A 26473-nucleotide genomic window follows, 5' to 3' on the forward strand; every position below is an offset into this window, starting at 1 on the left:
GATGTCAACCCGCACTGGCCGAGATAAACACCTGTGCAAACGCATAAGGAGGCTCATCGGTCATGCTCAACATCAGTTCTGGCTTATGGCCCGCAGGCACAAGCCCCGCCAGCTTTTGTGCGGCAGCCCCCGTCAGCACCAGCACAGGCCGGCCTGATGCAAGGTTTTCCACCCCGATCTGGTTTTGCGCAACCCCTTGGGCAAAGCCCGTCCCCAGCGCCTTTGCGCAGGCCTCCTTGGCGGCCCAGCGTTTGGCGTAGGTGCCTATTCTGGCCGCCCCCACACGGCGCTCCGCCTTGGCGCGCTCATACGGTGTGAACACACGGTCAAGAAAACGATCACCAAATCGCTCTATAACCTGCTCAATCCGCCGCATGTCGCACAGGTCCACACCTGTTGCCAGCAGGGTCATGATTTGGCCCGATCAGCCTGCGCAATGCCGGAGACCGCACGCAACCCGGCAATAACGGAGGACAGGTGGCGCAGGTCGCGCACCTCCACATCCAGCAGGATTTCCGTAAAGTCGAGCTGACGATGCACGATCTTGAGGTTGACCATGGCCGCATCGCACTTGGAAATCGTATTGGTAATGGACGCCAGAACCGAGCCTTCGTTTTCCGCCACAATGGTAATACGGCCAACCCGCATCTGCCCCGCGCCCCCGGTCCGGGCCATGGCGTCATAATCCCAGTCCACATCCAAAAAGCGTTCGGGCGTTGCGGCAAAGCTTTCCAACGTCTGGCAGTTCCGTGTGTGCACGGTCACGCCCTTGCCGGTTGCCACCACCCCCACAATGCGGTCCCCCGGCAGGGGGTGGCAGCACGCGGCGTAATGCACGGCAACACCAGCCCCAAGCCCGACCAGCGGCACCGCTCCACCAGAAGGGCGGCGCATGGTGGATACCCCCCTTGGCCGTGGCCCCGCAGTCCCCAGCACGCCGGGCAGCCCTGCCAGCATGCGTGGCACACGCTGCACACGCCGCAGTTCGGGGTAGGCCGCATGCACCACATCCCGCGCATTCAGGTTACTGGTGCCAACGGCCACATACAGGTCCTGCAAGGAACTCTGCTTGAGCGCCTTGAGTGTGGTCTCCATAATTTTTTCGGAGCCATCCACCCCTTCCTGCCGGAAGGCCTTGGCCAGAGCGGCCCGTCCATTGTCCAACGAGACCTGACGCTGCTGCTGCGCCACATAACGGCGGATGCGCGCACGCGCCTTGCCCGTAACAACAAACCGCTCCCACGAGGGCGAGGGCGCACCGCCACGGGCGGTCATGATCTCGACCTGATCACCGTTTTCCAGCTCGTGGCGCAACGGCATCAGGCGGCCGTTTACCTTGGCGCCAACGCAGGTATCCCCGATCTGGCTATGCACCGCATAGGCAAAATCCACTGGCGTGGCCCCACGGGGGAGCGAAATAAGCTGACCTTTGGGCGAAAAGCAGAAAACCTGATCCTGATAAAGCTCAAGCTTGGTATTTTCCAAAAACTCATCCGGAGCGGATGAGGCTTCCAGAATTTCCAGCAGATCCTGCACCCAGCGCGGCCGACGCACACCGCCGTAACCGCCTTCTTCGGGGTTGGAGCTACCGCCACCTTCCTTATAAACCCAGTGGGCCGCCACACCGTTTTCGGCCACGTCATGCATGGCCTGTGTGCGGATCTGCACCTCAATCTTCTGGTTGCGGGGCGAACGCAGGGTCACACCCGTATGCAGGCTCTGGTAACCGTTGGCCTTGGGGGTGGAAATGTAGTCCTTGAACCGTCCGGCGATCATGGGATAGGCCGCATGCACAGCCCCCAGCGCCATGTAGCAATCCTCACGCGTATCCACGATCATGCGGAAGGCCATGATGTCGGACAACTGTTCGAACGCCACGTTCCGGCGCTGCATTTTTTCCCAGATGGAATAGGGCGATTTTTCCCGGCCCGAGACCTGAGCGTCCTTCAGCCCGGCTTCATGGCAAAGACGCAGCAATTCGCGCCGCACGTCCTCGATAACATCGGCCCCCTGCCCGCGCAGATAATTCAGGCGCGTGCGGATGGTGGTATCGGCTTCTGGCTCAAGCTGCGCGAAGGAAAGGTTCTGGAGTTCGGTTTTGACCCGGTCCATACCAATACGCTCGGCCAGCGGTGCGTAAATATCGAGCGTTTCACGCGCAATGCGCTGCCTGCGGTCCTGCCGCTCCACAAAGTGGAGGGTCCGCATGTTGTGCAGACGGTCTGCCAGCTTGACCAGAAGGACACGGATGTCCTTGGACATGGCCAGCACAAGCTTGCGAAAATTTTCGGCCTGTTTGGTCCGGTCGGACTGAAGCTCCAGCCGTGTCAGCTTGGTCACCCCATCCACCAGATCTGCCACAACCGGGCCAAAATCTGTTTTCAGGGTGTCATAAGTAACACCGGTATCTTCAATCGTATCATGGAGCAGAGCCGTGCAGATGGACTGCACATCCAGCCTGAAGCGCGCCAGAATCATGGCGACAGCCAGAGGGTGGGTTATGTAGGGATCGCCATTATCGCGCATTTGGGTTTGATGCGCCTTGTTGGCCACATCAAACGCCCGACGGATGGCCTGCACATCCGCCTGCGGTGCATAACTGAGCACCTTGGCAACCAGCCGCTCACAGCCGATCCCCCCCGCACGATCTGCGGAGGAAACGGGAGCAACAGACGCCTCAACCGGGGCACCCCCTTCCTGCATGGAAGAAGGGGTGTGAACGGGAATATCGCCGCCCGGTTGGTCCACGCGCTCTTTACCGCCGTGCGCGACCGGTCAGAGCCGCCTCGATGGCGCGCACGTCATCAGCGGCTTCTTCTTCAGCGGAAACTTCCTGCAGACCGAAAATATTCTGTTCGGTCGGCACCAGATCCTGCACTTCTTCTTCCACAGGCTCGGGTTCAGGCTCACGGGCCTGAGAACGGATCAGATCGCTCCGCAGGGCAGGCAGTTGCACGGTTTCATCCGCAATTTCACGCAGGGCAACGACGGGATTTTTGTCGTTGTCGCGGTCAATGGTCAGCTCCTCGCCACGGGAGATGTTGCGGGCGCGCTGCGCGGCGTACACCACCAGTTCAAAGCGGTTTGGAACCTTTTCAACGCAGTCTTCGACGGTGACGCGGGCCATTACGAAGAGCCTCCAGACAGTTCAGCACAGAAATAAGATAAAAAAGACAGAAAGGACATATTACCGCATCCACCCCCAGCAGGAAAGGTTTATTACCTGATGACCCTGATTTCCTGCCCCTGCACGGCTTCAAGCAACTGCTCAAGGTGCTGGTGCGTGAGCGGATGCACCCAGTCGGGCTGCACATCCGCCAGAGGGTATAGCACAAAAGCGCGCTCATGCGCACGGGGGTGCGGCAGAACCAGCCGCTCCCCGTTCTGGCACAGGGCATCCATGTCAATAATATCCAGATCAAGCGTGCGCGCAGCGTTGGGCACGGAACGCACGCGCCCCTGATGCGTTTCTATGCTCTGAAGATGATCCAGCAATGCCAGAGGAGGCAGACTCGTTACACCCCGCACAACCCCATTCACATAAGAGGGCTGCCCCGATGGCGGCACAGGCGCGCTTTCATACCAGCGGGAAATGGCCTGTATGGCCAGCCCCGGCACCTGCCGCAGGGCCTGCACGGCCCGCTCGCAACTTTTCAGTGCGGATTGCTCGCCCAGAGGAAGATTTGCACCTATTGCTATCAGGACCGATCTGGTATGATTTTGATCTTCCGCCATGTAATGCCTCACGCTTGAGTGGAATATCTTGTTTTGGACACATTTGGGGCCTCTTTTATAAGAACGCCCTGCAAACAAACAGCCAGAGGGGCTTTCATTCCGAACCGCATGATAAAAATTTCATTTCCACATAATCGAAACCCAAAAGAAACAACTGTGAATTTATTTAGAGGACTACGCTCATGAACCTGAAAAAAGATGAAAAAACCTGTCTTTTCATTGATGGATCCAGCCTTTACTCAACATCACGCAGCCTTGGCTTTGATGTTGACTACAAAAAACTGCTCGAATTTTTTGCCGCCAAAACGCATGTGATTCGCGCTTACTATTACGCTGCCATTCTGGACACCGAGGATTACTCCCCTCTTAAGCCACTCACGGACTGGCTATCCTATAATGGCTACTTTCTGGTCACCAAGCCTGCGCGCGAATTTACGGATTCGACCGGCAAACGCCGCGTAAAAGGTAATATGGACATCGAAATTGCGGTGGACATGATGGAAATGGCTCCACACATCGACCACGCCATTCTGTTCAGTGGGGATTCGGACTTCCGCCGCGTAGTGGAAGCCGTGCAAAGGCAGGGTACACGCGTATCCGTTGTCTCTTCCATGCGCTCCTCCCCACCGCTCATTGGCGATGACCTGCGCAGGCAGGCTGACCAGTTCCTAGAACTGGCGTCTCTGGGTGCGAACTTTACCCGCCGCCAGACAGAACCCAACCGCCCGCGCACCAACCCCGCACCAGTCCGCCACCCGGCTGACCAGATGAGTGAACCCGAGGATGATCCGCTAAGCTGAGCGAAATATTACAAAACAGAATTTTGCTCTATGCCCTAGAACGTATCTGTTCCTCACACGTTTGGCCTAAGACCACCCCATTACGGGCCAAGTGCTCGCCCTAGGCCAAACGTCAAGGTTTTCTGGAGTTAACTGATGCCGACATGTTCCGAAGCCAGAAGCAAACTGCTTTCTCTGCTGCGTGGTGTTGAACACTTCAACACCGAAATTTTCCCCGCGAAGGAAGCCCTGTTTGCCAGTCTGGCCAAAGGGCAGGCTCCGGGCGCGCTGTTCATTGCCTGTGCCGACAGCCGCATCAACCCGAACCTGATCACCCAGACCGAACCGGGAGATCTGTTTATTCTGCGTAACATTGGCAATCTGGTTCCCGCCTATGGGGAAATGCTGGGAGGTGTTTCCTCCGCCATTGAATATGCAGTGCTTGGGCTTGGTGTCTCCTCCATTATCGTATGCGGCCACTCCGACTGCGGCGCCATGAAAGCATTGCTCGAACCTGAAAAAAACGGGTTGGATAAAATGCCCACGGTGCAAAGCTGGCTGCGCAATGCCGAAGCCGCACGCGCAGCAACAGTAAACACGCTGCGCTCTGATGATGCAGGCCCCGCCACTGTGCGCTGCCTTGCGGAACAGAACGTGCTGCTCCAGTTGGCCCACCTGCGCACCCACCCTGCCGTGGCTGCCGGGCTGGCACGCAACACTCTCTTCCTGCAAGGGTGGTTCTACGACATTGGCACTGGAGAAATCTCGGTGCTGGATGAACAGACCCGCACAAGCGTTCCGATCAGTGGCGTTATTGAAAAACTGCAAGAACAGACCGAGCAGGAAACTGCATAACACGTCTGGTTTCTGCGCACCGGCACTGCGTCTTGGCCTTATGGCTCTGGCGGGTGCCGGTTTTTTTTGGGCCAGCAGCAGCTTTGCGGCCCCTGTGCAAACACTCAAAATCAGCACATGGAATATGGACTGGCTTCTGGCCCCACAGGCGCAGAATGCTCCCCAGTTACCCCCTGATATTCCCCACAGAACCGCGCAAGACTTTGCCGCGTTAGCCACATATGCCCAACGCCTGCACCCCGACCTGATCGGTTTGCAGGAGGTCGGTGATTCCGCAACCCTTGCGCGCCTGTTTAACACGCAGGATTACCAGATTTTTGTGTCTGGTGATGATGTAGCGCAGCATACAGCACTCGCCGTGCGGCAGGGGCTAGGCATAAGGCGCAACCCGGATGTGACCGCTCTGGCACTCAGCCCCGCAGCAACACAGCACCGCTTACGCAGCGGGCTGGATGTGACCATCCTGACAGGAGGCACGGACTTACGGATTTTGGTTGTTCATTTCAAAACCGGCTGCTGGGATAACCCTCTATCCGAAACACACCATGCCTGCCCCATTCTATTCCAGCAGTTCCGCGCCTTGCAGGACTGGTTGATCCAAAGGGTCCATAACGGAGAATCCTTTGCTATTATTGGGGATTTTAACCGCCGCATGACGCGCACAGACCCGTTGTTTATAGCCCTTAACCAGATAACCCCACTAGACCTTGTGACCGCGGGCCATGCCAGCCCATGCCTGAATGGCAGTTCTTTTATAGATCATATTCTGCTCGGAGGGGCAGCACCCCAGTGGAAAGAACCGGACTCACTACGGGTTATGACCATTCCACAAAATACAGGCACAACACTGAGCGACCACTGCCCCGTTTCCATTACCCTGCATATACCGCAACACAAAACACCATAAAAAAAGGCCGCTACGTTTCCGTAGCGACCTTTTTTAGAACTCTTGCCCAATCAGGCGTGAGCGCCAGACCGGTGTGAAGACCCCGGACGCCCACCAGAGCGGCGTGGCGGACCACCGCGGCCACCGCCGCCGCCATTACGCGGCGGGCCACCACGGCCCCGGCCGCCACCACCGCCACCCAGAACGGGCGGACGCTGCGTGGAAAACTCGGCTTCTTCCGAATGCCACGGATGATCGCGCACAACGGGAATGGACTTCCCGATTGTTTTTTCAATATCCTTCAGCCACGCGCGCTGTTCCGCATCACAGAAGGAAACGGCCCAGCCATCACGCCCGGCACGGGCGGTACGGCCAATACGGTGCACGTAGCTTTCTGGCACATTGGGCAGATCGTAGTTGAACACGTGGCTGACTTCATCCACGTCAATCCCACGTGCGGCAATGTCGGTTGCGACCAGCACCTTGACCGAACCGGCACGGAAACCCTTCATGGCCCGCTCACGCGCACCCTGAGACTTGTTGCCGTGAATAGCCTCGGCCGTAACGCTGTTCTTGTTCAAGAACTCGGCAACCTTGTTGGCTTCATGCTTCATCAGCGTGAACACCACGGCACGGGCAACCTTGTCAGATTCCACCATCGTCAACAGTGCATCGCGCTTATCGCTGGTGCCATTGACGAACATGATAGCCTGCTGGATGCGGTCAACCGTGCTCGACGGGGGGGCCACTTCCACCCGTGCAGGGTTGTTCAGCAAGGATGCTGCAAGGTCTTCAATGCTTTTGGGCATTGTGGCCGAGAACAGCAGGGTCTGCCGCTGCGCGGGAACGTAGCTCATAATCCGGCGGATATCGCGCACGAAGCCCATATCCAGCATACGGTCCGCTTCGTCGAGCACAAGGACTTCCAGCCCGGAAAGGTCGATATACCCCTGACCGATCAGGTCCAGCAGGCGACCGGGAGCAGCCACAAGCACATCCACCCCGCGGCGCATGGCTTCGACCTGCCGGCCCTGCCCCACACCACCGAACACAACAGCCTGCGAAAACTTCATGTACCGCGCATAAGCTTTGAAGCTGTCGCTGATCTGGGCGACCAGTTCACGCGTGGGGGCCAGCACCAGAACACGCGGCTGCTTGGGAGCCGTGGCCTTGGGGTTGTTATGCAGATGCTGCAGGATCGGCAGCGCAAAAGATGCGGTCTTGCCTGTTCCTGTCTGTGCAAGACCTAACAGATCACGCCCTGCAAGCAGATGCGGAATGGAACCCGCCTGAATGGGGGTAGGTATTTCGTACCCTTGATCCGTCAGCGCCTGCAGCAGGGGGGCTGCTAGTTTCAGATCCGAAAAAGTAGTCATTTAGGGGCAACCTCTCCATGCACCTGAAAACCAGTCACATCCACCTTATTTTCAGTCACGCACTACCAAACCAAAATTGATGACAGAGCAGAACCGTCTCTAAGCCAGACCGGACGGACAGGTCAGCATGAATTTTATTACATTACAGACAGAATAAGAAATTTTCGGAATCATGCATCCCGCGCATACTGTCTTGGAAGAATTATATAAAAGCAGTCTGAGCGCCCCGCAAGGGTTCCGTACCATATTGGTCCGAAAATAAGCAGCCCGCAGAACTGTTACAACATCTGCAAATCACGATCATCAGACACCCGATATATACAGGTTTTTTATCATATAACTAGTATTTTTAATATATTTTTGCACAACCGCTCCATGCGGCACGCAATCCGCAGCGCTTAAAAACGCCTTGAATTCTAACTTATTTTTTAGTCCCCTGTTAATAATCGCCCATAAATCCAAACGTTTGCGCAACACCTGTCACGGGGTAATGCCTAGCGCCTGCGCAACAAAAACAGGGCCTGCTCCCCAAACAGATTAGCCAGTCTTATGGAACGCCGCCACGGGGCACGCTCTCCATCTTCATCCACTGCCAACCATTTTTCCACGATATACCCATCCTTGCGGCAGAGTTCGAGAAAATCCCGAATCGTGCAGGGGTGGATATTGGGCGTCTCATACCACGGGGTATGCCATACGGCGGTCATGGGCATGCACCCACCCAGCAGCAGCCGCAACCGAAGTTGCCAATGCCCGAAATTCGGAAACGAGACGATGGCGTACCGACCTATCCGTAGCATCTGCCGCAAAACTTCCCTTGGGCGTTCAACCGCCTGCAAGGTCCGCTGGAGCACCACGTAATCAAACGAATGGTCGGGGTAATAGGCCAGATCGTGGTCCGCATCCCCATGCACAACGGGCAGGCCGTGGGCTACGGAGCGGGTCACCAGTTCCATATTCAGTTCAATACCGCGGGCATCACACCCACGCTCACGGTATAAATGGCCGATCAGTGTGCCATCCCCGCTCCCAATATCGAGCACGCGGGTGCGGGGTTCGATCATGTCCGCGATCAGGCGTTGGTCAAGACGCATCAGGACAGTCCTGCATGTTCGGCAACACCACACAAAAAGCCACGCACGGTCCGGTCAAAGTCCGGTTCATCCAGCAAAAAGGCATCGTGGCCTTTATCCGTTTCAATTTCAACGAACGAGACGTTGGCCGCGGCTCTGTTGAGTGCGCGGGCCAGCGTGCGCGCAGCCGATGTGGGGAAGAGCCAGTCCGAGGAAAAAGACACAACACAGAACCGCACCGCCGTACCCGCAAAGGCGGGTGTTAACTCGCCATCATGGTCAGCAGCAATATCGAACCAGTCCATAGCCCGTGTGATGCTCAGGTACGAGTTGGCGTCAAACCGCCGCACAAAGCTGGAGCCTTGATACCGCAGGTAGGATTCCACTTCAAAAATATCGCCAAAGGTGGAAACCGGGCCTTCCGGCCCCTGCCCGCCTGCTGGTCCACGGCGCATGCGCCGCCCGAACTTGCGGGTGAGCGCCTCCTCCGACAGGTAGGTAATGTGCGCCATCATACGCGCAACAGCCAACCCGCGCGCGGGCACCACATCGGCCTCCCAGTACCGTCCACCACGCCAGTCTGGATCGGCGATAATGGCCTGACGCCCAACCTCGTTAAACGCAATATTCTGGGCGGAATGGTAAGGAGCCGTGGCAATGGGCATGACCGCAAGCATCATCTGCGGGTAGGTGACGGCCCATTCGAGCACCTGCATCCCCCCCATGGAGCCACCCACCACCGCAAACAGCCGCTCAATACCCAAACTGCGCACCAGCTTGTGCTGGGCACGCACCATATCGCGAATGGTAATGGGGGGGAACGCAGTGCCCCACAGTTCGTTCGGGCTACCCTGCCCATCCGTCCGTGGGGAGCGCGGCCCGGTGCTGCCCATGCACCCCCCCAGAACGTTGGAGCAGATCACAAAAAAACGGTTGGTATCAATCGGCTTGCCCGGACCGACCATACGCTCCCACCAGCCCGGTTTGCCTGTAAGGGGGTGCTTTTCCGCCACATACTGGTCACCCGTAAAGGCGTGGCAGATCAGAATGGCATTGTCTTTTTGGGGCGAGAGCTGACCATACGTACAATACGCAATATCAACAGGCGCCAGTGTTACCCCGCAATCCAGTTCCACCCCTTCGGGAAAACTGGCATGCGGGTGATCACCAACGGTAAGGGGCGTTGTGCTGTTCATATTCCCGCTGCATTCTCCACCCCGGACAAGCCGGGTAAAAAACAGTTTCGGCCCCGGTTACACCAGCATTGCCAGACCGGGGGTATACCGGCCACATTCAGGCAGAATGCCGGTGCTGAATACCTAGTGTTCCATCTTGAGCGCAGCAAGGAAGGCGCTTTGTGGAATTTCCACCTTACCAAACTGGCGCATGCGCTTTTTACCCTCTTTCTGCTTTTCCAGCAGTTTGCGCTTACGTGAGATGTCCCCACCATAACATTTGGCCGTCACATCCTTGGACAGGGCACCAATGGTCTCACGCGCAATGACCCGGCTGCCAATAGCCGCCTGAATGGCGATTTTGAACAACTGCCGGGGAATCAGGTCTTTAAGACGCGCGCAAATGGAGCGCCCCCGTGTTTCGGCGGCGGAGCGGTGCGCAATAAAGCACAGCGCATCCACCGGCTCCTGATTGACCAGAATGGAGATGCGCACAAGATCGCTCTCCTCATACCCATCCATCTGGTAATCAAAGCTGGCGTAACCGCGTGTGAGCGACTTGAGCCGGTCATAGAAGTCGAACACCACCTCGTTCAACGGAAGGCGATAGACGGCCATGGCCCGGTTGCCCACATAGGTCAGGTCGACCTGAATACCGCGACGCTCCGTACACAGGGTCAGAACCGCGCCCAGATATTCATCTGGCACCATAATGTTGGCCTTAATCCATGGTTCCTCGATTTTTTCGATCAGGGAGCCATCGGGCATGTCGGCCGGGTTATGGAGTTCTTCCATCTCCCCATTGGTGCGATAGACCTTGTAAACAACAGAGGGGGCTGTTGCGATCAGGTCCAGATCGAACTCGCGGGAGAGACGCTCCTGAATGATTTCCAGATGGAGCAGACCAAGGAAGCCACAACGGAACCCAAAGCCAAGGGCCGCCGATGTTTCCGCCTCATAGTGGAAAGACGCATCGTTCAGGCGCAGCTTGGCAAGGCTGTCGCGCAGCTTTTCAAAATCATCCGAGACAATGGGGTAAAGACCACACCACACAACCGGGATAGAGGGCTTAAAGCCCGGCAATGGCGTTGCGGCGGGGCGACGGTCATCAGTAATCGTATCGCCCACATTGCAGTCCGCCACGGTTTTAATGGCTGCGTTAATGAACCCCATCTCGCCCGGACCAAGGCTTTCTACCGATGTCATGCGCGGGGAGAACACACCAACCTGATCCACCTGATGCACCGCACCAGAGGACATCATGCGGACCTTCATACCCCGTTTGAGGCGGCCTTCCTTAATACGCACAAGCACGATCACGCCCAGATAGGGGTCGTACCAGCTATCGACCAGCATGGCCTGCAACGGTTTTTCCGCATCCCCTTTGGGTGGGGGCAGGCGGGTGACCACAGCTTCCAGAACACCTTCGATGTTCAGCCCGGTCTTGGCCGAAATTTCGACCGCATCATCGGCTGGAATGCCAATAACTTCTTCAATCTGCGCCTTCACACGCTCAGGCTCTGCCGCAGGCAGATCCACCTTGTTGAGCACGGGCACAATCTCGTGATTGGCGTCTATGGCCTGATAGACGTTAGCCAGAGTCTGGGCTTCCACCCCCTGGGATGCGTCCACCACCAGCAGCGAGCCTTCACACGCGGCAAGGGAGCGACTGACTTCGTAGGCAAAGTCAACGTGTCCGGGCGTGTCCATCAGATTAAGAACGTAGGTCTTGCCATCCTTTGCAGGATAGGTGAGCCGGACGGTCTGCGCTTTAATGGTAATGCCACGCTCCCGCTCCAGATCCATATTATCAAGAACCTGATTGGTCATCTCGCGGGCAGTCAGGGCTCCACACGCCTGAATCAGGCGGTCGGCCAGAGTGGATTTTCCATGATCGATATGTGCGATGATGGAAAAATTGCGGATGAGCGAAAGGGGTACATCGGTCATGCTGCCCCTTTACGGTAAATCAACAGAAAAGTCAGCCTGTTCCTCTGCTCCGGGCGCCACTTTCGCGCAATTTTTTAACGCACGGGTGCATTGCCCTGCCAGCACCCCTGCAACCAGCAGGGAAAACCGCGTAACCTAGAGAACACAATTGATGGTGATCTGACCATTTTTAACAATATCCGCCAGCGATGAAGGCCGACCAAGCAAAAACCCCTGTGCCTCATCACACCCGGCGGCATTGAGCATGCTCAACTGGTCCGTTGTCTCGATCCCCTCCGCCATAACGGGAATATCGAACGCTTTGCCCAGCGCGAGCACGGCACGCACAACGGCCTGCGTGTGTTCGCTGGTCTGGGTGGCGCCAAAAAAGGAGCGGTCGATTTTTATACGGTCAAAAGGAAAACGGCGCAGCGTATCCAGCGAGGAATACCCCGTACCAAAATCATCCAACGCCAGACTGACCCCCATGTCCTTGATCTGGTGGAGTACCTGCAGGGCACGGGCCTGATCGGCAATAATGGTCGATTCTGTCAGTTCCAGTTCCAGCCGCTGGGGTGGCAGCCCCGTTTCCTCCAGAACATTGGCCACAATGCGTGCAATATCCGTATGGACAAACTGCATGCCCGACAGGTTGACCGCAACCTTGTAGGGCTGACGCCACTGCACGGCCTCGGCACATACGGAGCGGAGCACCCATTCCCCTATTTGCAAAATAAGGTCGCTCTCCTCGGCCAGCGGAATAAAGTCGTCTGGCATAATGGTGCCGCGCGTGGGGTGCTGCCAACGCACCAGTGCCTCGTAACCCCGGATTTCCCCCGTGGCGATCACTCTTTGCACCTGATAGCAGATGCTCAGTTGCCCCGCCTTGACGGCCTGCCGCAGGTCTGCTGCGAGCTTGCGCCGCGTGCGCACTTTTTCATCCATCGAGGGTTCATAAAAACACGGGTGCCTGCCCGGATCGGCCTTGGCGCGATACATGGCCAGATCGGCATTGTTGATCAGGGTTTCCTTATCCGCCGCGTGGTCGGGCCATATGGCAACACCCAGACTGGCGCCGGGCAGAACCTCTGACTCCTCAAAGCGGATGGGCTTGAACAAAACCTCCTCCAGCCTGATCAAAAATCCTTTGATCTGCTCGCGCGAGGCAACGCGGCACAAGGCCAAAAACTCGTCCCCCCCGGTGCGGGCAATAAATTCGCCACTGCTATCTTGCAAAAGCCCGCGCAGCCTCCGCCCCAGAATGCGCAGGACCTCGTCCCCCGCCCTGTGGCCGCGCAGATCGTTAATTTCCTTAAATCTGTTCAGGTCGATCCCGATAAGGGCCAGCCTGCCGTTATTTTCGCGCGCCCACTCCAGTTCAAAATCAAGGCGCTGGTGGAAGTTCAGGCGGTTGGGCAGGCCGGTCAATGTGTCGTTCAGGGCCATGCGGCGCAGTTTTTCAACCGATTCTGCGCGCGAACTATCATCAATCATGCCGCTGACCAGCCCGCCCCCAAGAATAAGGAAGGACATAATGGCAATGGCTACGGCCAGCACCATAGAATCATTAGGGCCAGAGACCATGCCTGCAACCAGCGGCACGGCCTGTACATGGTATGCCGCCATGCCAATAAAATGGACGGACAGAACAGCAAGCGCGAGCACACCAGCCATACACGCACTTGCGCGCCGCCCCGGCCGTACCCCTGCCCGCACGGCCAGCACGCACAGCACAACCGCCGCCAGCACCGACACAACAAGGCAGGGTACATTCCAAGTTGTATGCCCCTGCACCCGATAGGCCAGCATGCCCGTGTAATGCATGGCCACAATGGACAGCCCGACAATAACGCCCCCTGCTTCGGGCAGAAAACGGGCAAAACGACACGTTGCCAGCATAAACCCAATGGTGCTGCCAAACACGGCAATCAGGAGGGATATACTCGTCAGTAATGGGTCAAAGCGTGCGGATGTGTCCCCCGCGTACCCCAGCATGGCGACAAAATGGGTGCACCAGATTGCAACGCCACTGGAGAGGGCGGTCAAAAAAAGCCACGCATACCACTGGTTATTTTTGGCACGCAGAGCATGCCGGAACAAAGACGCGGTCACCCCTGAACCAGAGAAGCACAGCAAAGCGGCCACAAAGACCAGCCCGAGGTCATGCTGACCAAGAACGCACCGCACAACCATCATCAGACGCACGCCCCATTGCTCAACATATTGAAAACAAAATACATTTTGAAAATCTACTTCAATAAATCCAAAACTGACCAAAACGCGCCGTAACAAACACGAGAGTATGCAACATTATTCGGAACATTCTTTGTAAAAATGATTTTTCTCACACCGTCATCATGACAATCCTGTGTAGCCACGCAAGCCCTTCCTGCGTGGGCACTGCATACACGTCCGCCCCCCGAAAAGAGCAGAGACCCTGCCCTGCATCGGTCTCAAGCATCAGGCCCATAACGGGTTCACGCCCGGGGCCGTGCATCAAAACCCTGTCCCCCTCACGCACGGGGAGCGAAGGCACCACAACAACCGACCCGCCATCGCGCACCACCGGTTCCATGCCATCGGTATCCACCCGCACAACGTAGGCATCGGGTTCTGCCGCCCATAGGCCCGAAGAGGTCTCATTCTCCCACAGCGGGCCACAGGGCAGCCCCTGCGAATCAAACACCCCGTCCTGCTCCAGCATGGAATAGGGCAGAGCACGCAGCATGCCCGCCCCGGTACGCAATGGCGGGGTGTTTATACCCTCCCCCCCCACATACCCGGCAAAAACCGACAGGGGCACCTGTAGAACATCCAGCACACGCAAAAGGGTTGGCAGGGATGGCCAGCGCATGCTCCCACTCGCCCCCACCCTGCGCGAAGGATTAAGGGCCGTGGCATCCAGCCCTGCCGCACGCGCAAGAGCAGAAGGGGTAAACCCACGTTCGCGCGCAAGGCCGTCCAGCGTATGCCAGACCATATGCGCCTGCGGGATCATGAGCGCGGTGGAGGGACTGACGCGGGCTTGCCCGGCTGCTTCAACACCTCCTGTGCATGGCGTGCCAGTCCTGCATCCGTCGCCACAAAACGTTCCTGAGTATTCCGCCCTGCCAGCCCCATCCGTTCGAGCCGCTCAAGGCATGGGTCATCCTTCAGGCCGCCGGGGCGGCCACCCGGACCAGCAAGGTAGAGCCTGTGCAGGGCGGAGCGGCAGCACGTCTCCAAATAGGGTTCTTTCCACATTCCACGCAGGATCACCGATCCTGCATGGAACTGCAAGGCTTACGCCCCCAGCGCCCCACCCGTTATCAACGCGGGGCTTCTGGCAGGGCGTAAGCCACAATGTAATCCCCCTCTTTGGTACCAAAGGAGCCATGCCCCCCATCCACCGTAACAACATACTGGCGGCCATTGGCCTCGTACGTCATGGGGGTGGACTGCCCCCCTGCGGGCAGCCGGTCCTCCCACAGGACCTTGCCGGTCGTAACGTCATACGCCCGGATGTAATAATCGGCTGTGGAGGTCAGGAACGCCACGCCACCTGCGGTAATAATGGGTCCACCAAGGGAGGGAATACCAACCTTAAAGCCAAACGGCAGGGGGGAGCTGTCCCGCGTTGTGCCGTTGCGGTGCTGCCAGAGAATGGTGTTGGTCTTCAGGTCCACACCAGCCACATACCCCCATCCCGGCTGCTTGCAGGGAATGCCCAAAGGGGAAAGGAACGGATTAAGCTCCACCCCAAATGGCGTGCCATATTGGGGCTGCAACCCATTCTCCCCCCCTGCGGCGGCAGGGTCATGCGTATGGGGTGGCACGACCTGATTCTCGGTCGGGCGCGGCACAAGGCGGGAGACAAACGGAATGGCAATAGGGTTGGCAAACGCCACCTGCCGCACAGGGTCCACGGCCAGACCGCCCCATTCAAACATGCCCAGATTACCGGGGAATACCAGCGTGCCCTGCACGGAAGGCGGCGTAAACGGCCCTTCGTAACGCAGTTTTTTGAACATGATCCGGCACACCAACTGGTCCAGCATGGTGGCTCCCCACATATCCCTGTCCGTCAGATTGTTCCTGGGCCGGAAAGTCAGCTGCGAAAACGGCTGGGTGGGGGCAACATGGTCACCCGCCGCAGCCCCCTGCGGCACGGCCTGCTCGGGGGCGGGCACCAGCAACTGGCCGTTCCGGCGGTCGAGCACAAAAATATTGCCTGTTTTGGCTGGCGCGTACAATGCGGGCACAACCGTGCCATCCTCCTGCCGGAAGTCGATCAGGCTGGGCTGGGCGGGCACATCCATATCCCACAGATCGTGGTGGACAGTCTGATAAAACCAGACTTTGCGCCCCGTGTTCGCATCCAGCGCCAGAATGCCCGATGCGTACCGCTCCTGTATATCCGTGCGCTTACCGCCCCATATGTCGGGCGTTGCAACACCTGTGGGAATGTAGATCAGCCCCAGCTTGGCATCATAGGACGAGACAATCCACGAATTGGGAGAATTGGGCGTGTACTGGTGGGTCTCGGACGGTAGTGCGTTAGGGTCCGGGTTCCCCGGATCAAACGCCCAGACCAGCTTGCCGTTATACAGGTCATACGCCCGCGTAACGCCTGATGGCTCATGCGTGGAGTAGTTATCCGTCACCGCACCAGAAATAATGACCAGCTTGTCCGTAACAACCGGGGGGGATGTTGGCTCGTAAAAACCAAGGACGCGCATGGGCATGCCATCGGTCAGGTCCACAACGCCCCTGTTGCCAAATGCCGGGCAGGCCAGACCCGTTCGGGCATCCAGCGCCACCAGCCGTCCATCATTGGTCGGCAAAAAGATGCGTTCCGCGCATGACGTAGCCGTAGCCGTAGCCGTAGCCGTAGCCGTAGTGGGTTCTCCAACTGGCGCCTCAGCCGCAAGTGCTGGGGTAGCCGCATAGGACACACCACGGCAGGTCAGATGCTGGAAAGTTGGATTAACCACCAGTTTGGGGTCAAAACGCCATATCTGCCTGCCTGTAGCCGCATCCAGCGCAAAGACGATCTGATGGGGCGAACACACATATAGCGTGTTGCCAATTTTGATTGGCGTTGCCTCATCCGTGGTTTCCGCCGGGTCGTCGGGGCCATGCAGGTCATGGGTTCTGAATGTCCAGGCTACTTTTAGCTGATCGACATTACCCGTTGTAATCTGGTTGAGGGGGGAGTAACGGTCCCCCGCCTGCGTGCGCCCATAAGCAGGCCAGTCCTGCGCAGGCACAGCGGTTGCATCGCCGGGGAGTTGCATGCCCGCATAAACGGCCTTTGCACGGGGCAGCACACCCGCCACATCCTGCGGGTCCTGCGTTAGCGCATACCCATACAGCCCGACCCCGGCCAGAATAACCGCGGCAAGGGGAATACGGTTCCAAAAGGATACGGGCCTTAACGCGCCAGAAACAAAAGGCAGCAGCAGCCACAGGCCCAGAGGCAGCACCACATCCCCCCGGGGGGCAAGCGCCCAAAAGTCAAACCCGGCTTCGGCCACGGACCAGACCAGCGTGCCCGCAGCCACAGCCGCGTAAAGCCACAAAGCCTCCCGCCGCTGCACCCATAGCAGCAGACCTGTGCCCATAAGGGCCAGACCACACACAACATAAAAAGCAGAGCCATCCAGTGCGGCCAGCCAGCCCCCTCCTCCAGCCAGAACAAAGCCAAGCACGATACAGATCAATGCCGTGATTTTTGACAGACTATGGGAACGGCCGCCTTGCATGACCGACACTCTCCTTGTGTTGCAGAAAGCCATTCTATTGCTTGGGAACGGTCATTCGAGCGTTAATCAATATTATTTACGAACAAATATAGCATATTATAATCGAAAAATGAATAAGTTTTCATTTCAGAATATCTCAAAAAAAAACGCGACCCCCAAAAGAGGGCCGCGCCTTTTAACATCCACTACTCAGCCCCTAAGGGCAGGGTATTAGACGGAGTAGTACATTTCGAACTCAACCGGGTGCGGCGTGTGTTCAAAGCGGTACACATCATTCCATTTCAGGGTGATGTAGCTTTCAATCTGGTCTTTGGTGAACACGCCACCAGCAAGCAGGAACTCGTGATCAGCGCTCAGAGCTTCCAGCGCTTCACGCAGGGAGCCAGCAACGGTGGGGATCTGCTTCAGTTCTTCGGGCGGCAGGTCGTACAGATCCTTGTCCATGGCATCGCCAGGGTGGATCTTGTTCTTAATACCGTCCAGACCGGCCATCAGCATTGCGGAGAATGCCAGATAGGGGTTTGCCGTGGGGTCGGGGAAGCGCACTTCAACGCGCTTGGCCTTCGGGCTGGTTGCGTACGGAATACGGCACGAAGCAGAGCGGTTGCGGGCAGAGTAAGCCAGCAGCACGGGTGCTTCAAAGCCCGGAATCAGACGCTTGTAGGAGTTGGTGGACGGGTTGGTAAAGGCGTTCAGAGCCTTGGCATGCTTGATGATCCCGCCGATGTAGTACAGCGCCGTATCGGACAGGTCAGCATAACCATTGCCAGCAAAGGTGGACTTGCCGTCTTTCCAGATGGACTGGTGGACGTGCATGCCCGAGCCGTTATCGCCAAAAATTGGCTTCGGCATGAACGTGGCGGTCTTGCCATAGGAGTGCGCCACGTTGTGCACACAGTATTTGTAGATCTGCATGAAGTCGGCAGAGCGCACCAGCGTTTCAAACTTGGTGCCAAGTTCATGCTGGGACTGCGCCACTTCATGGTGGTGCTTTTCAATCGCCAGACCCATTTCGCCCATTGTTGCCAGCATTTCAGCGCGCAGGTCGCTTTCGCTGTCAACAGGCGCCACGGGGAAGTAGCCACCCTTCACACCCGGACGATGGCCCATGTTGCCTTCGGGGTAGTCCTTAAGGGACGCATCGGGGCCTTCAATGCTGTCAAGCTGGTAGGTGCCGTAGTTGGGGCCCGTGCCGAACTGGACGTTATCGAAAATGAAGAACTCGGCTTCGGGGCCAAAAAAGGCCGTGTCACCCAGACCGGAGGACTTCAGATACTGCTCGGCCAGCTTGGCGGTGGAGCGCGGGTCGCGGTTATAGGGCTGCCCGGTGGACGGTTCGATAATGTCGCAGAACAGAATAAGCTGCGGACGGGCAGAAAACGGGTCCATAACAGCCGACGTGGGGTCGGGCAGCAGAACCATGTCGCTTTCGTTAATGGCTTTCCACCCTGCAATGGAAGACCCGTCGAACATAAAGCCGTCGGTAAAGCTGTCTTCCTCAATGGTGCTGACGTGCTGGCACGTGTGCTGCCACTTGCCGTGCGTGTCCGTAAACCGCAGGTCAACCAGTTCGACCGAATGTTCCTGAATCAGGTCAAAAACCTTGGCAATTGCAGCAGCCTTGCTGTCGCCCGCCGAAGCTGTTTTCTTCACCATGCTCTCTTCACCTAAAAAGCCTGTTGTGTTCCGCACCCTGCGGAAACATGCTGTGGAATTGTGGAGCCCGCCTTGCCCGATCCTGCTGGCATGCAGCAAAAATCAGATCGCGTCTTCCCCTCGCTCACCCGTGCGGATTCGCACTACATCATCCACCGGGATCACGAAAATTTTGCCATCACCGATCCGTCCGGTGCGCGCCGCGGTGGAAATAGCCTCCACAGCGCGCTCCACCATGGAAGCGGGACAGACAACCTCGATTTTCATCTTAGGAAGAAAGTCAACAATGTATTCAGCGCCGCGATAAAGCTCTGTATGGCCTTTCTGGCGCCCGAAACCCTTGGCTTCGATCACGGTAATACCCTGCAACCCGAGCTCGTGAAGGGCTTCCTTCACTTCATCAAGCTTGAAGGGCTTTATAATGGCCTCGATCTTTTTCATCTCGCGTCGTCAACACACCGTTGCTGGACCCACATGGGGGCCTGTACTCTCTTGTTCTTTTGCCTGACCCGTTACAAACCTCAGGCACCAGACCCGAACACACTTGCACGGCTTGACCCGCCGGGCAATCGGGTAGATGCGAATTTGTATCGGTAAAGCATTAAACTCGCGTTTCATCCCGACCGTTTCGGTTCCGTCTCCTTCTTTCTTCTTTTTCGCCTGCCGGGCAAGGGAATTTGCAATGACAAAAGCATTTAACAGCCAACTTGCCGCTCTCCCTGTCACAATTTTTACGGTTATGTCCGCACTGGCCCGCCAGCATGACGCCGTTAATCTGGGGCAGGGTTTTCCTGATCAGGAAGGCCCGCAGGACATGATTCGCCTTGCAGCCGATGCCCTGCTTGACGGACAGAACCAGTATGCGCCCCTAACAGGACTGCCCGAGCTACGCACTGCGGTAGCGCAGGCCAATCTGCGTTTTCAGGGCATTACGGTGGACGCCGATTCGGAAATTATTGTCACATCCGGTGCGACCGAGGCACTGGCCGCATCCCTTATGGCACTGATCGAGCCGGGGGATGAAATCGTGCTGATGGAACCCCTGTACGACACCTATCTGCCCGTTATCCGCCAGTTGGGGGGAATTCCGCGCATTGTACGGCTGGAAGCCCCGGACTGGGCCTTGCCAAGGCACGCACTGGCCAATGCTTTTTCCGCCCGCACCAAGGCCATCATCCTCAATTCCCCCATGAACCCGACCGGCAAGGTCTTTACTGCCGATGAGCTGGCTTTTATCGCCTCACTCGTGCAACAGCACGATACATTCGCCATCTGCGATGAGGTTTATGAACATCTGGTCTTCAATACGCCCCACATCTCGCTCATGACCCTACCCGGCATGCGCGAACGGTGTGTCCGTATTGGCAGCGCAGGCAAGAGTTTTTCCCTGACCGGCTGGAAGGTGGGTTACGTTACCGCCCCTGCCCCATTGGCTGGCGTTGTGGCCAAAGCCCACCAGAACCTTGTGTTTGCAACCGCCCCCAACCTGCAACGCGCCGTAGCCTTTGGCCTGAACAAGGATGCGGACTATTTTGCAACCCTTGCCCAGAGCATGGCCACACAGGGCACCATTCTTGCCTCCGGCCTGCAACGGTTAGGCTTTAACGTGCTCCCTTATCAGGGCAGCTACTTTGTTATGGCCGACATAACTCCGCTGGCTAACGGGTTGGATGATGTGGCGTTTACGCGCCTGCTTACGGAGCAGGCCCGCGTAACAGCCATTCCCGCCTCTGCATTTTATGATACCAACCCACCGCGCAACTTGATCCGCTTTGCCTTTTGCAAACGCCCGGAGGTGTTGAGAGAAGCCCTGAACCGGCTGGAAGCATGGAAAAGCCGGTAAAACGGTTTTTTCCACCCATTGCGCAATTATCCAATTGACGGACCACACTCTTTTCTCTAAACGTCCGCTTGCTGTGCGGCGGACGTAGCTCAGCTGGTAGAGCGCCGGTTTGTGGTACCGGTGGTCGCGGGTTCAAGTCCCGTCGTTCGCCCCAGCATATATTTCCTATACAATTAAACCACTTACGCTCTCAGGCATCAGCAGATGTCTTTGTTGCGCCGTGTGCGCCAGCACCCTCCTGCGCAAACACAGAGCGTTTGAGCAAAAAAGCACAGCTAACGCCCCGGCTCAGACCAGAATCCCTTCATGGTGTGTTTTCCAACACGGCGGCAATGGCATAAGACCATACAATGCAAAGCACGTTGCCCCCCATAAGCCTGCTCGCGCTGGTCCTGCTCCCCGCCTGTGCGGCCACTGAGCCGTTACCCAACACACCCCCGGCGGAATCCGCATTGTACCACGCCAAACAGGCCTGTCTGGATACCTACCAGACCCGCCCCGGAGAAGTGGCGGAAGAGAATATGAGCAAGCTGATGGGCTGCCTTGCCAGAGCCACGCAAAAATATGGCCGTCAGGCTTATGGCCCCTATGCTCCCATTTATATGGAAGGAGCATCCAAAGGGGTGGAAGCCGCCCAACACCTGCGCGATGGACTGTATACCCCCGATCAATTCGGGAGCGAGATCGGGCTGATTCAGGAGCAGGAGAACTCGGCCCTTGTGCAAAAAAAAGCACAGATGACCGCACCCATGGACCCCATTTTACAATCGGTGCCACCCACCCCCACCCGCTAGTGCGGGCAAGGGATAACTAGACCTCCACGCCCCCATTAACCGCACCTGACCGGAATGTGATGGGCTGGGTGCCAGCCGCATAAACTGGCCTGTTCCCGCCAGATATCCACGCAAAACCGACTATTCCTGTCCCGAATGTGAACTGCCGGGCTGTTTACGGCTGCGGCAAGCTGTTCAATCCATACAGTGCATGACGCTCATACATATTGCGCAGCATTTGTGAGAACAACAAAAAAACCATGTCGGAAATGGATTGGTAATCATGGCTAAAATCAAGGTCAAAAACCCGGTTGTAGAAATGGACGGGGATGAAATGACCCGCATTATCTGGCACTTCATCCGCGAACGGCTGATTCTGCCTTATCTGGATATTGACCTCAAATATTACGATCTGGGCATCGAACACCGCGACGCCACGAACGATCAGGTCACGGTTGACGCCGCCGAAGCCACAAAACGCTACGGCGTTGCGGTCAAATGCGCCACCATCACACCAGACGAAGCCCGCGTGACGGAATTCGGCCTGAAAAAAATGTACCGCTCCCCCAATGGCACCATCCGCAACATTCTGGACGGCACCATTTTCCGCGAACCCATCATCTGCTCCAACGTGCCGCGTCTGGTCCCCCACTGGACCAAGCCGATTGTCATTGGCCGCCATGCCTATGGGGATATCTACCGTGCGGTGGAAACAAAAATTCCCGGCCCCGGCAAGGTTACCCTGAATTATGTGCCAGATGATGGGGGCGAACCCATTACGCTGGATGTACATGACTTCAAAGGTCCCGGCGTCACACTGGGCATGCACAACACCCGCGCCTCCATTGAAGGGTTCGCCCGCGCCTCCCTCTCCTACGGGCGGGACCGCAGGCTGCCGGTCTACCTGTCCACCAAGAACACTATTCTCAAAGCCTATGACGGCATGTTCAAAGATGTGTTTGCACAGGTGTACGAAACCGAGTTCAAAGCCGAGTTTGAAAAACTGGGCCTGACTTACGAACACCGCCTGATTGATGACATGGTGGCCTGCGCGCTCAAATGGCCCGGCGGCTACGTATGGGCCTGCAAAAACTACGATGGCGATGTAGAGAGCGACATTGTGGCACAGGGTTTTGGCAGCCTTGGGCTGATGACCTCCGTCCTGCTCAGCCCCTCGGGCGATGTGGTGGAGGCCGAAGCCGCCCACGGCACCGTAACGCGCCACTACCGCGAACACCAGAAGGGCAAACCCACCAGCACCAACCCCATTGCCTCCATTTTTGCATGGACTCGTGGGCTGGCTTACCGTGGACGGTTTGATAACACGCCAGACGTGGTCCACTTTGCCAACACACTGGAAAAAGTGTGCATCGATACAGTAGAAGGCGGACAAATGACCAAAGACCTTGCCCTGCTCGTTGGCAAAAACGCCCAGTGGCTGGATACCCAGCCCTTTCTGGACGTGCTGGACGAACGGCTTAAAAAGGAACTGGCCAAAGCCTGACCCCTTACCCGCAGGCCCGGATGCTTCGGGCCTGCCTTTGCCCCCACATGCACAAGCACCGCAGACCCTGCCAAATATGCTCCAGAACACGCCATTTGCCATTGCGTCCAAACCAGCACTGACGCAAAACAGGGCTTTGAATCTGAACATAACCTTAAGAGCAGGACCCTGCGCATGTCAGTCACCCCCGCAGAAACAGACGTTGCCATTATAGGGGCAGGCCCGGCCGGGCTGTTTGCCGCTTTCCAATGCGCCATGCTGCGCCTGCGTTGCGTGCTGATTGACGTGCTGCCCGAAGTCGGCGGCCAGTGCGCGGCTCTCTACCCCGAAAAACCGATCTACGACATTCCCGCCTGCCCCGCCGTGGAAGGGGCCGAACTCATTGCCAATCTTGAACGCCAGATTGCGCCGTTCGACATTCCCCGCCTGCTCAAACACCGCGTGGAAGGCCTGAGCGGGCAGCGGGGCGATTTTACCCTTACCACCGACAAAGGTGCCCACCTGCACGCCAAAGCCGTTATTATTGCAGCAGGTGCTGGCGCTTTTGGCCCCAACCGCCCGCCGCTGGATGGCTTGGGCGCGTATGAGGAAAGTGGCGCCGTACAATACTATGTGCGCCGCAAGGCGGACTTCCAGAACAAACGCATTGTTATTGCTGGCGGGGGGGATTCGGCTCTGGACTGGACGCTCTCGCTCAAGGACACAGCCGCCAAGCTGTATCTGGTCCACCGCCGCGACCGCTTCCGTGGCGCACCCGAAAGCCTGCGCCAGCTCGACGAGGCCGTAGCCGCCGGGCAGATTGAAAAAGTAGTGCCCTACCAGCTCCACGGCCTGCAAGGGACCAATGGCGCACTCAGCGGTGTAGATGTGATCGACATGGATGGCGCCACCCGCACGCTGGAAGCGGATGTGCTGCTCCCCTTCTTTGGTCTGGCAACCGACCTTGGCCCCGTTGCCCGCTGGGGGATGGACACACAGCGGTCCACCATTCCCGTCACCCCTTCCAATTGCGAGACAAGCCTTGCGGGCATTTTTGCCATTGGGGATGTGGCCACCTATCCGGGCAAGCTCAAACTGATCCTGCAAGGCTTTAGCGAAGCCGCAATGGCGGCCCACGCCATCCACCCCATTATTTACCCCGAGCAGGCTCTGCACTTTGAATATTCGACCAGCAAAGGCGTGCCCGCCGCGTAATCTGCCCTTCCTCCTGCCGGCAAGGTGGACTGCCATAATACCACCCCCTTTGCGGGGTAGGGGATCAGAAGCAGGGAGCCTCAGGCCCCACTTCCATACTGGCGGGAGAGATTTCTCCCATCCTCTTATAAGGATGAAGCCGTGAAAATCATTATCCTTGGCGCAGGTGTTGTAGGCGTTACGTCTGCCTGGTACCTGAATGCTCTGGGGCATGACGTGACCGTTATTGACCGCCAGCCCGCCCCGGCACAGGAGACATCCTTTGCCAATGCAGGGCAGGTCTCCCCCGGCTATTCCTCGCCGTGGGCCGCGCCGGGGCTGCCCTGGCAGGCCATGACATGGATGCTGCACCCACGCCATAGCCCGCTGGTCATTCGCAAACGGCTGGATATGGCCATGATGCGCTGGATCGGGCAGTTACTCTCAAACTGCAATGCCCAGTCCTATGCGCTCAACAAAGCCCGTATGCTGCGTGTGGCCGAATACAGCCGTGACTGCCTTGACGCCCTGCGCGAAGAAACCGGCATAACCTACGATGACCGCCAGCAAGGGCTGATCCAGCTTTTTCGTACAGACAAACAGATAAGCAAAAGCCAGCGTGACATGCGCCTGCTGGCCGAAAGTGGCATTCCCCACCAGCTACTTGGTGTGGACGACATTGTGGACCACGAACCGGGGCTGCGCCACGCAGCACATCTGCTCAAGGGCGGGCTGTTCCTCCCCAATGACCAATCGGGCGATGCTCAGGTCTTTACCCTGCGGCTTGCCCGCATGGCGGAGGCCAGAGGGGTGCGTTTTCTTTACAACACCACCGTTCAGGGGCTGGATGCCACGGCGGACACGGTTGTTTCGGTACGGACCAGTGCAGGACACCTGAGTGCGGATGCCTACGTTATGGCGCTGGCCAGCTACAGCGCGCGTCTGCTCCGCCCACTTGGCCTGCACCTGCCGGTCTACCCCGTTAAAGGCTACTCCCTGACCCTCCCCCTAACGGATGAGAGCCACGCCCCGGCCGCTACAGTGAATGATGCAGCCTACAAGGTGTCCATCACACGGCTGGGCAACAGAATAAGGGTTGGCGGCACAGCAGAGTTGACCGGCTATAACCTCAAACTCAGCCCAGACAGGCGAGAAACGCTGGAATTGTCTTTTTCCGAACTCTATGGCGGGGGAGACCTGAGTGCGGCCACCTACTGGACCGGCCTGCGCCCCTGCACACCGGATGGCACACCGGTTATTGGACCGGCCACACCCTTTGGCAATCTGTGGCTGAACACCGGCCACGGCACATTGGGCTGGACCATGGCCTGTGGCTCTGGCCGCCTGATTGCGGACATGATCGATGGTCGCAAGACCGATATACCCACCCTTGATCTGGCCCTGAGCCGCTACGGTTAAAACGCTACAGCCCCAAACATAGCAAAAGGGCCAGAGAGTGTTTCTCTGGCCCTTTTGCGTCAGGCACTCATGCCTCCACAATACGGGTGGGCTGGCTAGGCCGCCCCACCCATTGGTGTGGAAGACTTACTGAGCGGATTCAGCTGCCGGAGCGGCTTCACCTTCGGCACCCTTTTTGGCGCCTTTTTTGCCGTGGTGCTTGCCACCATGCTTACCAGCGTGCTTGCCAGCATGCTTTTCAGCTTTCTTGCCTTCTTCAGCAGCAGCAGGTGCAGCGGCTTCAGGAGCAGCCGGTGCGGCAGGAGCAGCAACAGCAGGTGCGGCAGGAGCAGCAGCTTCCTGAGCGAAAGAAGGAACAGCAGCGCCCATCAGAGCGACAGTGGAAAGAGCTGCGAGCAGACGACGAGAAATCATTTCTTAAATCTCCAATACAACCGGCCAGAATTCCTAGGGTTTTACTGCACCATCCCGTGCAAAAAACCTTAAGCCGGTTTCTGACTTCAGGCATATCACGGGATAAACAGGCCGTCTGCGCTTAAAATTTGCGCAATAT

Annotated in this window: 23 protein-coding genes and 1 tRNA gene; 9 read left to right on the top strand and 15 right to left on the bottom strand. The window is 57.6% G+C overall.

All coding sequences use genetic code 11. The features are described from left to right. Positions 1–4: 4 nt before the first annotated feature. From acpS to folK, 4 genes are all read right to left on the bottom strand, one after another. Positions 5–412 (bottom strand): holo-ACP synthase, encoded by a 408-nt coding sequence (gene acpS, locus AABE20_RS03295; protein ID WP_338331791.1) that lies wholly within the window; start codon positions 410–412, stop codon positions 5–7. Continuing rightward, on the bottom strand, positions 409–2748 hold the full coding sequence (locus AABE20_RS03300) for a RelA/SpoT family protein (RefSeq protein ID WP_408740632.1): 2340 nt from the start codon (positions 2746–2748) through the stop codon (positions 409–411). Before AABE20_RS03300 ends, acpS begins: the two co-directional genes overlap by 4 nt. A 7-nt stretch (positions 2749–2755) precedes the next feature. Next, positions 2756–3127, bottom strand: a complete 372-nt coding sequence (gene rpoZ / locus AABE20_RS03305; protein ID WP_025826282.1) for a DNA-directed RNA polymerase subunit omega — start codon at positions 3125–3127, stop codon at positions 2756–2758. A gap of 92 nt (positions 3128–3219) precedes the next feature. Further along, positions 3220–3735 (bottom strand): 2-amino-4-hydroxy-6-hydroxymethyldihydropteridine diphosphokinase, encoded by a 516-nt coding sequence (gene folK / locus AABE20_RS03310; RefSeq protein ID WP_338331792.1) that lies wholly within the window; start codon positions 3733–3735, stop codon positions 3220–3222. A 182-nt stretch (positions 3736–3917) separates the two neighbouring features. On the opposite strand from folK, the gene AABE20_RS03315 reads away from it, so the two are divergent. The 3 genes from AABE20_RS03315 to AABE20_RS03325 all read left to right on the top strand — a co-directional run bounded on the left by AABE20_RS03315 (position 3918) and on the right by AABE20_RS03325 (position 6276). Beyond that, positions 3918–4535: a LabA-like NYN domain-containing protein gene (locus AABE20_RS03315; protein ID WP_338331793.1), complete on the top strand. Its 618-nt coding sequence runs from the start codon at positions 3918–3920 to the stop codon at positions 4533–4535. A 135-nt stretch (positions 4536–4670) separates the two neighbouring features. Further along, on the top strand, positions 4671–5369 hold the full coding sequence (locus tag AABE20_RS03320) for a carbonic anhydrase (RefSeq protein ID WP_338331794.1): 699 nt from the start codon (positions 4671–4673) through the stop codon (positions 5367–5369). Between the two features lie 40 nt (positions 5370–5409). Further along, positions 5410–6276: an endonuclease/exonuclease/phosphatase family protein gene (locus tag AABE20_RS03325; RefSeq protein WP_338331795.1), complete on the top strand. Its 867-nt coding sequence runs from the start codon at positions 5410–5412 to the stop codon at positions 6274–6276. 50 nt (positions 6277–6326) lie between these two features. On the opposite strand, the gene AABE20_RS03330 is transcribed toward AABE20_RS03325, so the two are convergent. The 10 genes from AABE20_RS03330 to AABE20_RS03375 all read right to left on the bottom strand — a co-directional run bounded on the left by AABE20_RS03330 (position 6327) and on the right by AABE20_RS03375 (position 19649). Beyond that, entirely contained in the window at positions 6327–7631 is a 1305-nt protein-coding gene (locus AABE20_RS03330) for a DEAD/DEAH box helicase (RefSeq protein ID WP_338331796.1), read from the bottom strand. Positions 7632–8125: 494 nt separating this feature from the next. Beyond that, positions 8126–8725 (bottom strand): methionine biosynthesis protein MetW, encoded by a 600-nt coding sequence (gene metW / locus AABE20_RS03335; protein ID WP_165991471.1) that lies wholly within the window; start codon positions 8723–8725, stop codon positions 8126–8128. Continuing rightward, positions 8725–9900 carry a homoserine O-acetyltransferase MetX gene (gene metX / locus AABE20_RS03340; protein WP_338331797.1) on the bottom strand — a complete coding sequence of 392 codons (1176 nt, stop codon included), beginning with the start codon at positions 9898–9900 and terminating at the stop codon, positions 8725–8727. The genes metW and metX overlap by 1 nt, the downstream gene beginning before the upstream one ends. A 123-nt stretch (positions 9901–10023) precedes the next feature. Next, positions 10024–11829, bottom strand: coding sequence for a translation elongation factor 4 (gene lepA / locus AABE20_RS03345; protein WP_338331798.1), 1806 nt, complete (start codon positions 11827–11829; stop codon positions 10024–10026). Positions 11830–11964: 135 nt separating this feature from the next. Next, entirely contained in the window at positions 11965–14004 is a 2040-nt protein-coding gene (locus AABE20_RS03350; RefSeq protein WP_338331878.1) for a putative bifunctional diguanylate cyclase/phosphodiesterase, read from the bottom strand. A 148-nt stretch (positions 14005–14152) separates the two neighbouring features. Further along, positions 14153–14788: a helix-turn-helix transcriptional regulator gene (locus AABE20_RS03355; RefSeq protein WP_338331799.1), complete on the bottom strand. Its 636-nt coding sequence runs from the start codon at positions 14786–14788 to the stop codon at positions 14153–14155. 14 nt (positions 14789–14802) lie between these two features. Continuing rightward, positions 14803–15051, bottom strand: coding sequence for a hypothetical protein (locus tag AABE20_RS03360; protein WP_338331879.1), 249 nt, complete (start codon positions 15049–15051; stop codon positions 14803–14805). 65 nt (positions 15052–15116) lie between these two features. After that, on the bottom strand, positions 15117–17552 hold the full coding sequence (locus AABE20_RS03365; protein WP_338331800.1) for a glucose/quinate/shikimate family membrane-bound PQQ-dependent dehydrogenase: 2436 nt from the start codon (positions 17550–17552) through the stop codon (positions 15117–15119). 210 nt (positions 17553–17762) lie between these two features. Next, complete coding sequence (glnA, locus tag AABE20_RS03370; RefSeq protein WP_338331801.1) at positions 17763–19208, bottom strand: type I glutamate--ammonia ligase; 1446 nt, start codon at positions 19206–19208, stop codon at positions 17763–17765. Between the two features lie 102 nt (positions 19209–19310). Beyond that, positions 19311–19649 carry a P-II family nitrogen regulator gene (locus AABE20_RS03375; RefSeq protein WP_025826259.1) on the bottom strand — a complete coding sequence of 113 codons (339 nt, stop codon included), beginning with the start codon at positions 19647–19649 and terminating at the stop codon, positions 19311–19313. 241 nt (positions 19650–19890) lie between these two features. On the opposite strand from AABE20_RS03375, the gene AABE20_RS03380 reads away from it, so the two are divergent. From AABE20_RS03380 to AABE20_RS03405, 6 genes are all read left to right on the top strand, one after another. Further along, entirely contained in the window at positions 19891–21051 is a 1161-nt protein-coding gene (locus AABE20_RS03380) for an aminotransferase (RefSeq protein WP_338331802.1), read from the top strand. Positions 21052–21129: 78 nt separating this feature from the next. Continuing rightward, a tRNA-His gene (locus AABE20_RS03385) sits at positions 21130–21205 on the top strand. 196 nt (positions 21206–21401) lie between these two features. Further along, entirely contained in the window at positions 21402–21845 is a 444-nt protein-coding gene (locus tag AABE20_RS03390; RefSeq protein ID WP_338331803.1) for a hypothetical protein, read from the top strand. A gap of 262 nt (positions 21846–22107) precedes the next feature. Further along, the gene (locus tag AABE20_RS03395; RefSeq protein ID WP_338331804.1) at positions 22108–23328 is read left to right on the top strand and encodes an NADP-dependent isocitrate dehydrogenase; all 1221 of its coding nucleotides are present in this window, start codon (positions 22108–22110) and stop codon (positions 23326–23328) included. A 174-nt stretch (positions 23329–23502) separates the two neighbouring features. After that, complete coding sequence (locus AABE20_RS03400) at positions 23503–24522, top strand: NAD(P)/FAD-dependent oxidoreductase (protein WP_338331805.1); 1020 nt, start codon at positions 23503–23505, stop codon at positions 24520–24522. A gap of 141 nt (positions 24523–24663) precedes the next feature. Then, positions 24664–25920 carry a D-amino acid dehydrogenase gene (locus tag AABE20_RS03405; RefSeq protein WP_338331806.1) on the top strand — a complete coding sequence of 419 codons (1257 nt, stop codon included), beginning with the start codon at positions 24664–24666 and terminating at the stop codon, positions 25918–25920. 126 nt (positions 25921–26046) lie between these two features. Here the strand turns inward: AABE20_RS03405 and AABE20_RS03410 are convergent, their stop codons facing one another. Further along, the gene (locus AABE20_RS03410) at positions 26047–26334 is read right to left on the bottom strand and encodes a hypothetical protein (protein ID WP_338331807.1); all 288 of its coding nucleotides are present in this window, start codon (positions 26332–26334) and stop codon (positions 26047–26049) included. Between the last annotated feature and the right edge of the window lie 139 nt (positions 26335–26473).

This window comes from Acetobacter zythi, assembly GCF_963921165.1.
GTDB lineage: Bacteria > Pseudomonadota > Alphaproteobacteria > Acetobacterales > Acetobacteraceae > Acetobacter.

What these genes read in the sequence shown, in the direction of transcription:
- acpS (WP_338331791.1), bottom strand. Translation starts at nt 412, where the DNA reads ATGACCCTGCTGGCAACAGGTGTGGACCTGTGCGACATGCGGCGGATT.
- rpoZ (WP_025826282.1), bottom strand. Translation starts at nt 3,127, where the DNA reads ATGGCCCGCGTCACCGTCGAAGACTGCGTTGAAAAGGTTCCAAACCGC.
- folK (WP_338331792.1), bottom strand. Translation starts at nt 3,735, where the DNA reads ATGGCGGAAGATCAAAATCATACCAGATCGGTCCTGATAGCAATAGGT.
- AABE20_RS03315 (WP_338331793.1), top strand. Translation starts at nt 3,918, where the DNA reads ATGAACCTGAAAAAAGATGAAAAAACCTGTCTTTTCATTGATGGATCC.
- AABE20_RS03320 (WP_338331794.1), top strand. Translation starts at nt 4,671, where the DNA reads ATGCCGACATGTTCCGAAGCCAGAAGCAAACTGCTTTCTCTGCTGCGT.
- AABE20_RS03325 (WP_338331795.1), top strand. Translation starts at nt 5,410, where the DNA reads ATGGCTCTGGCGGGTGCCGGTTTTTTTTGGGCCAGCAGCAGCTTTGCG.
- AABE20_RS03330 (WP_338331796.1), bottom strand. Translation starts at nt 7,631, where the DNA reads ATGACTACTTTTTCGGATCTGAAACTAGCAGCCCCCCTGCTGCAGGCG.
- metW (WP_165991471.1), bottom strand. Translation starts at nt 8,725, where the DNA reads ATGCGTCTTGACCAACGCCTGATCGCGGACATGATCGAACCCCGCACC.
- metX (WP_338331797.1), bottom strand. Translation starts at nt 9,900, where the DNA reads ATGAACAGCACAACGCCCCTTACCGTTGGTGATCACCCGCATGCCAGT.
- lepA (WP_338331798.1), bottom strand. Translation starts at nt 11,829, where the DNA reads ATGACCGATGTACCCCTTTCGCTCATCCGCAATTTTTCCATCATCGCA.
- AABE20_RS03350 (WP_338331878.1), bottom strand. Translation starts at nt 14,004, where the DNA reads ATGATGGTTGTGCGGTGCGTTCTTGGTCAGCATGACCTCGGGCTGGTC.
- AABE20_RS03355 (WP_338331799.1), bottom strand. Translation starts at nt 14,788, where the DNA reads ATGGTCTGGCATACGCTGGACGGCCTTGCGCGCGAACGTGGGTTTACC.
- AABE20_RS03360 (WP_338331879.1), bottom strand. Translation starts at nt 15,051, where the DNA reads ATGTGGAAAGAACCCTATTTGGAGACGTGCTGCCGCTCCGCCCTGCAC.
- AABE20_RS03365 (WP_338331800.1), bottom strand. Translation starts at nt 17,552, where the DNA reads ATGCAAGGCGGCCGTTCCCATAGTCTGTCAAAAATCACGGCATTGATC.
- glnA (WP_338331801.1), bottom strand. Translation starts at nt 19,208, where the DNA reads ATGGTGAAGAAAACAGCTTCGGCGGGCGACAGCAAGGCTGCTGCAATT.
- AABE20_RS03375 (WP_025826259.1), bottom strand. Translation starts at nt 19,649, where the DNA reads ATGAAAAAGATCGAGGCCATTATAAAGCCCTTCAAGCTTGATGAAGTG.
- AABE20_RS03380 (WP_338331802.1), top strand. Translation starts at nt 19,891, where the DNA reads ATGACAAAAGCATTTAACAGCCAACTTGCCGCTCTCCCTGTCACAATT.
- AABE20_RS03390 (WP_338331803.1), top strand. Translation starts at nt 21,402, where the DNA reads ATGCAAAGCACGTTGCCCCCCATAAGCCTGCTCGCGCTGGTCCTGCTC.
- AABE20_RS03395 (WP_338331804.1), top strand. Translation starts at nt 22,108, where the DNA reads ATGGCTAAAATCAAGGTCAAAAACCCGGTTGTAGAAATGGACGGGGAT.
- AABE20_RS03400 (WP_338331805.1), top strand. Translation starts at nt 23,503, where the DNA reads ATGTCAGTCACCCCCGCAGAAACAGACGTTGCCATTATAGGGGCAGGC.
- AABE20_RS03410 (WP_338331807.1), bottom strand. Translation starts at nt 26,334, where the DNA reads ATGATTTCTCGTCGTCTGCTCGCAGCTCTTTCCACTGTCGCTCTGATG.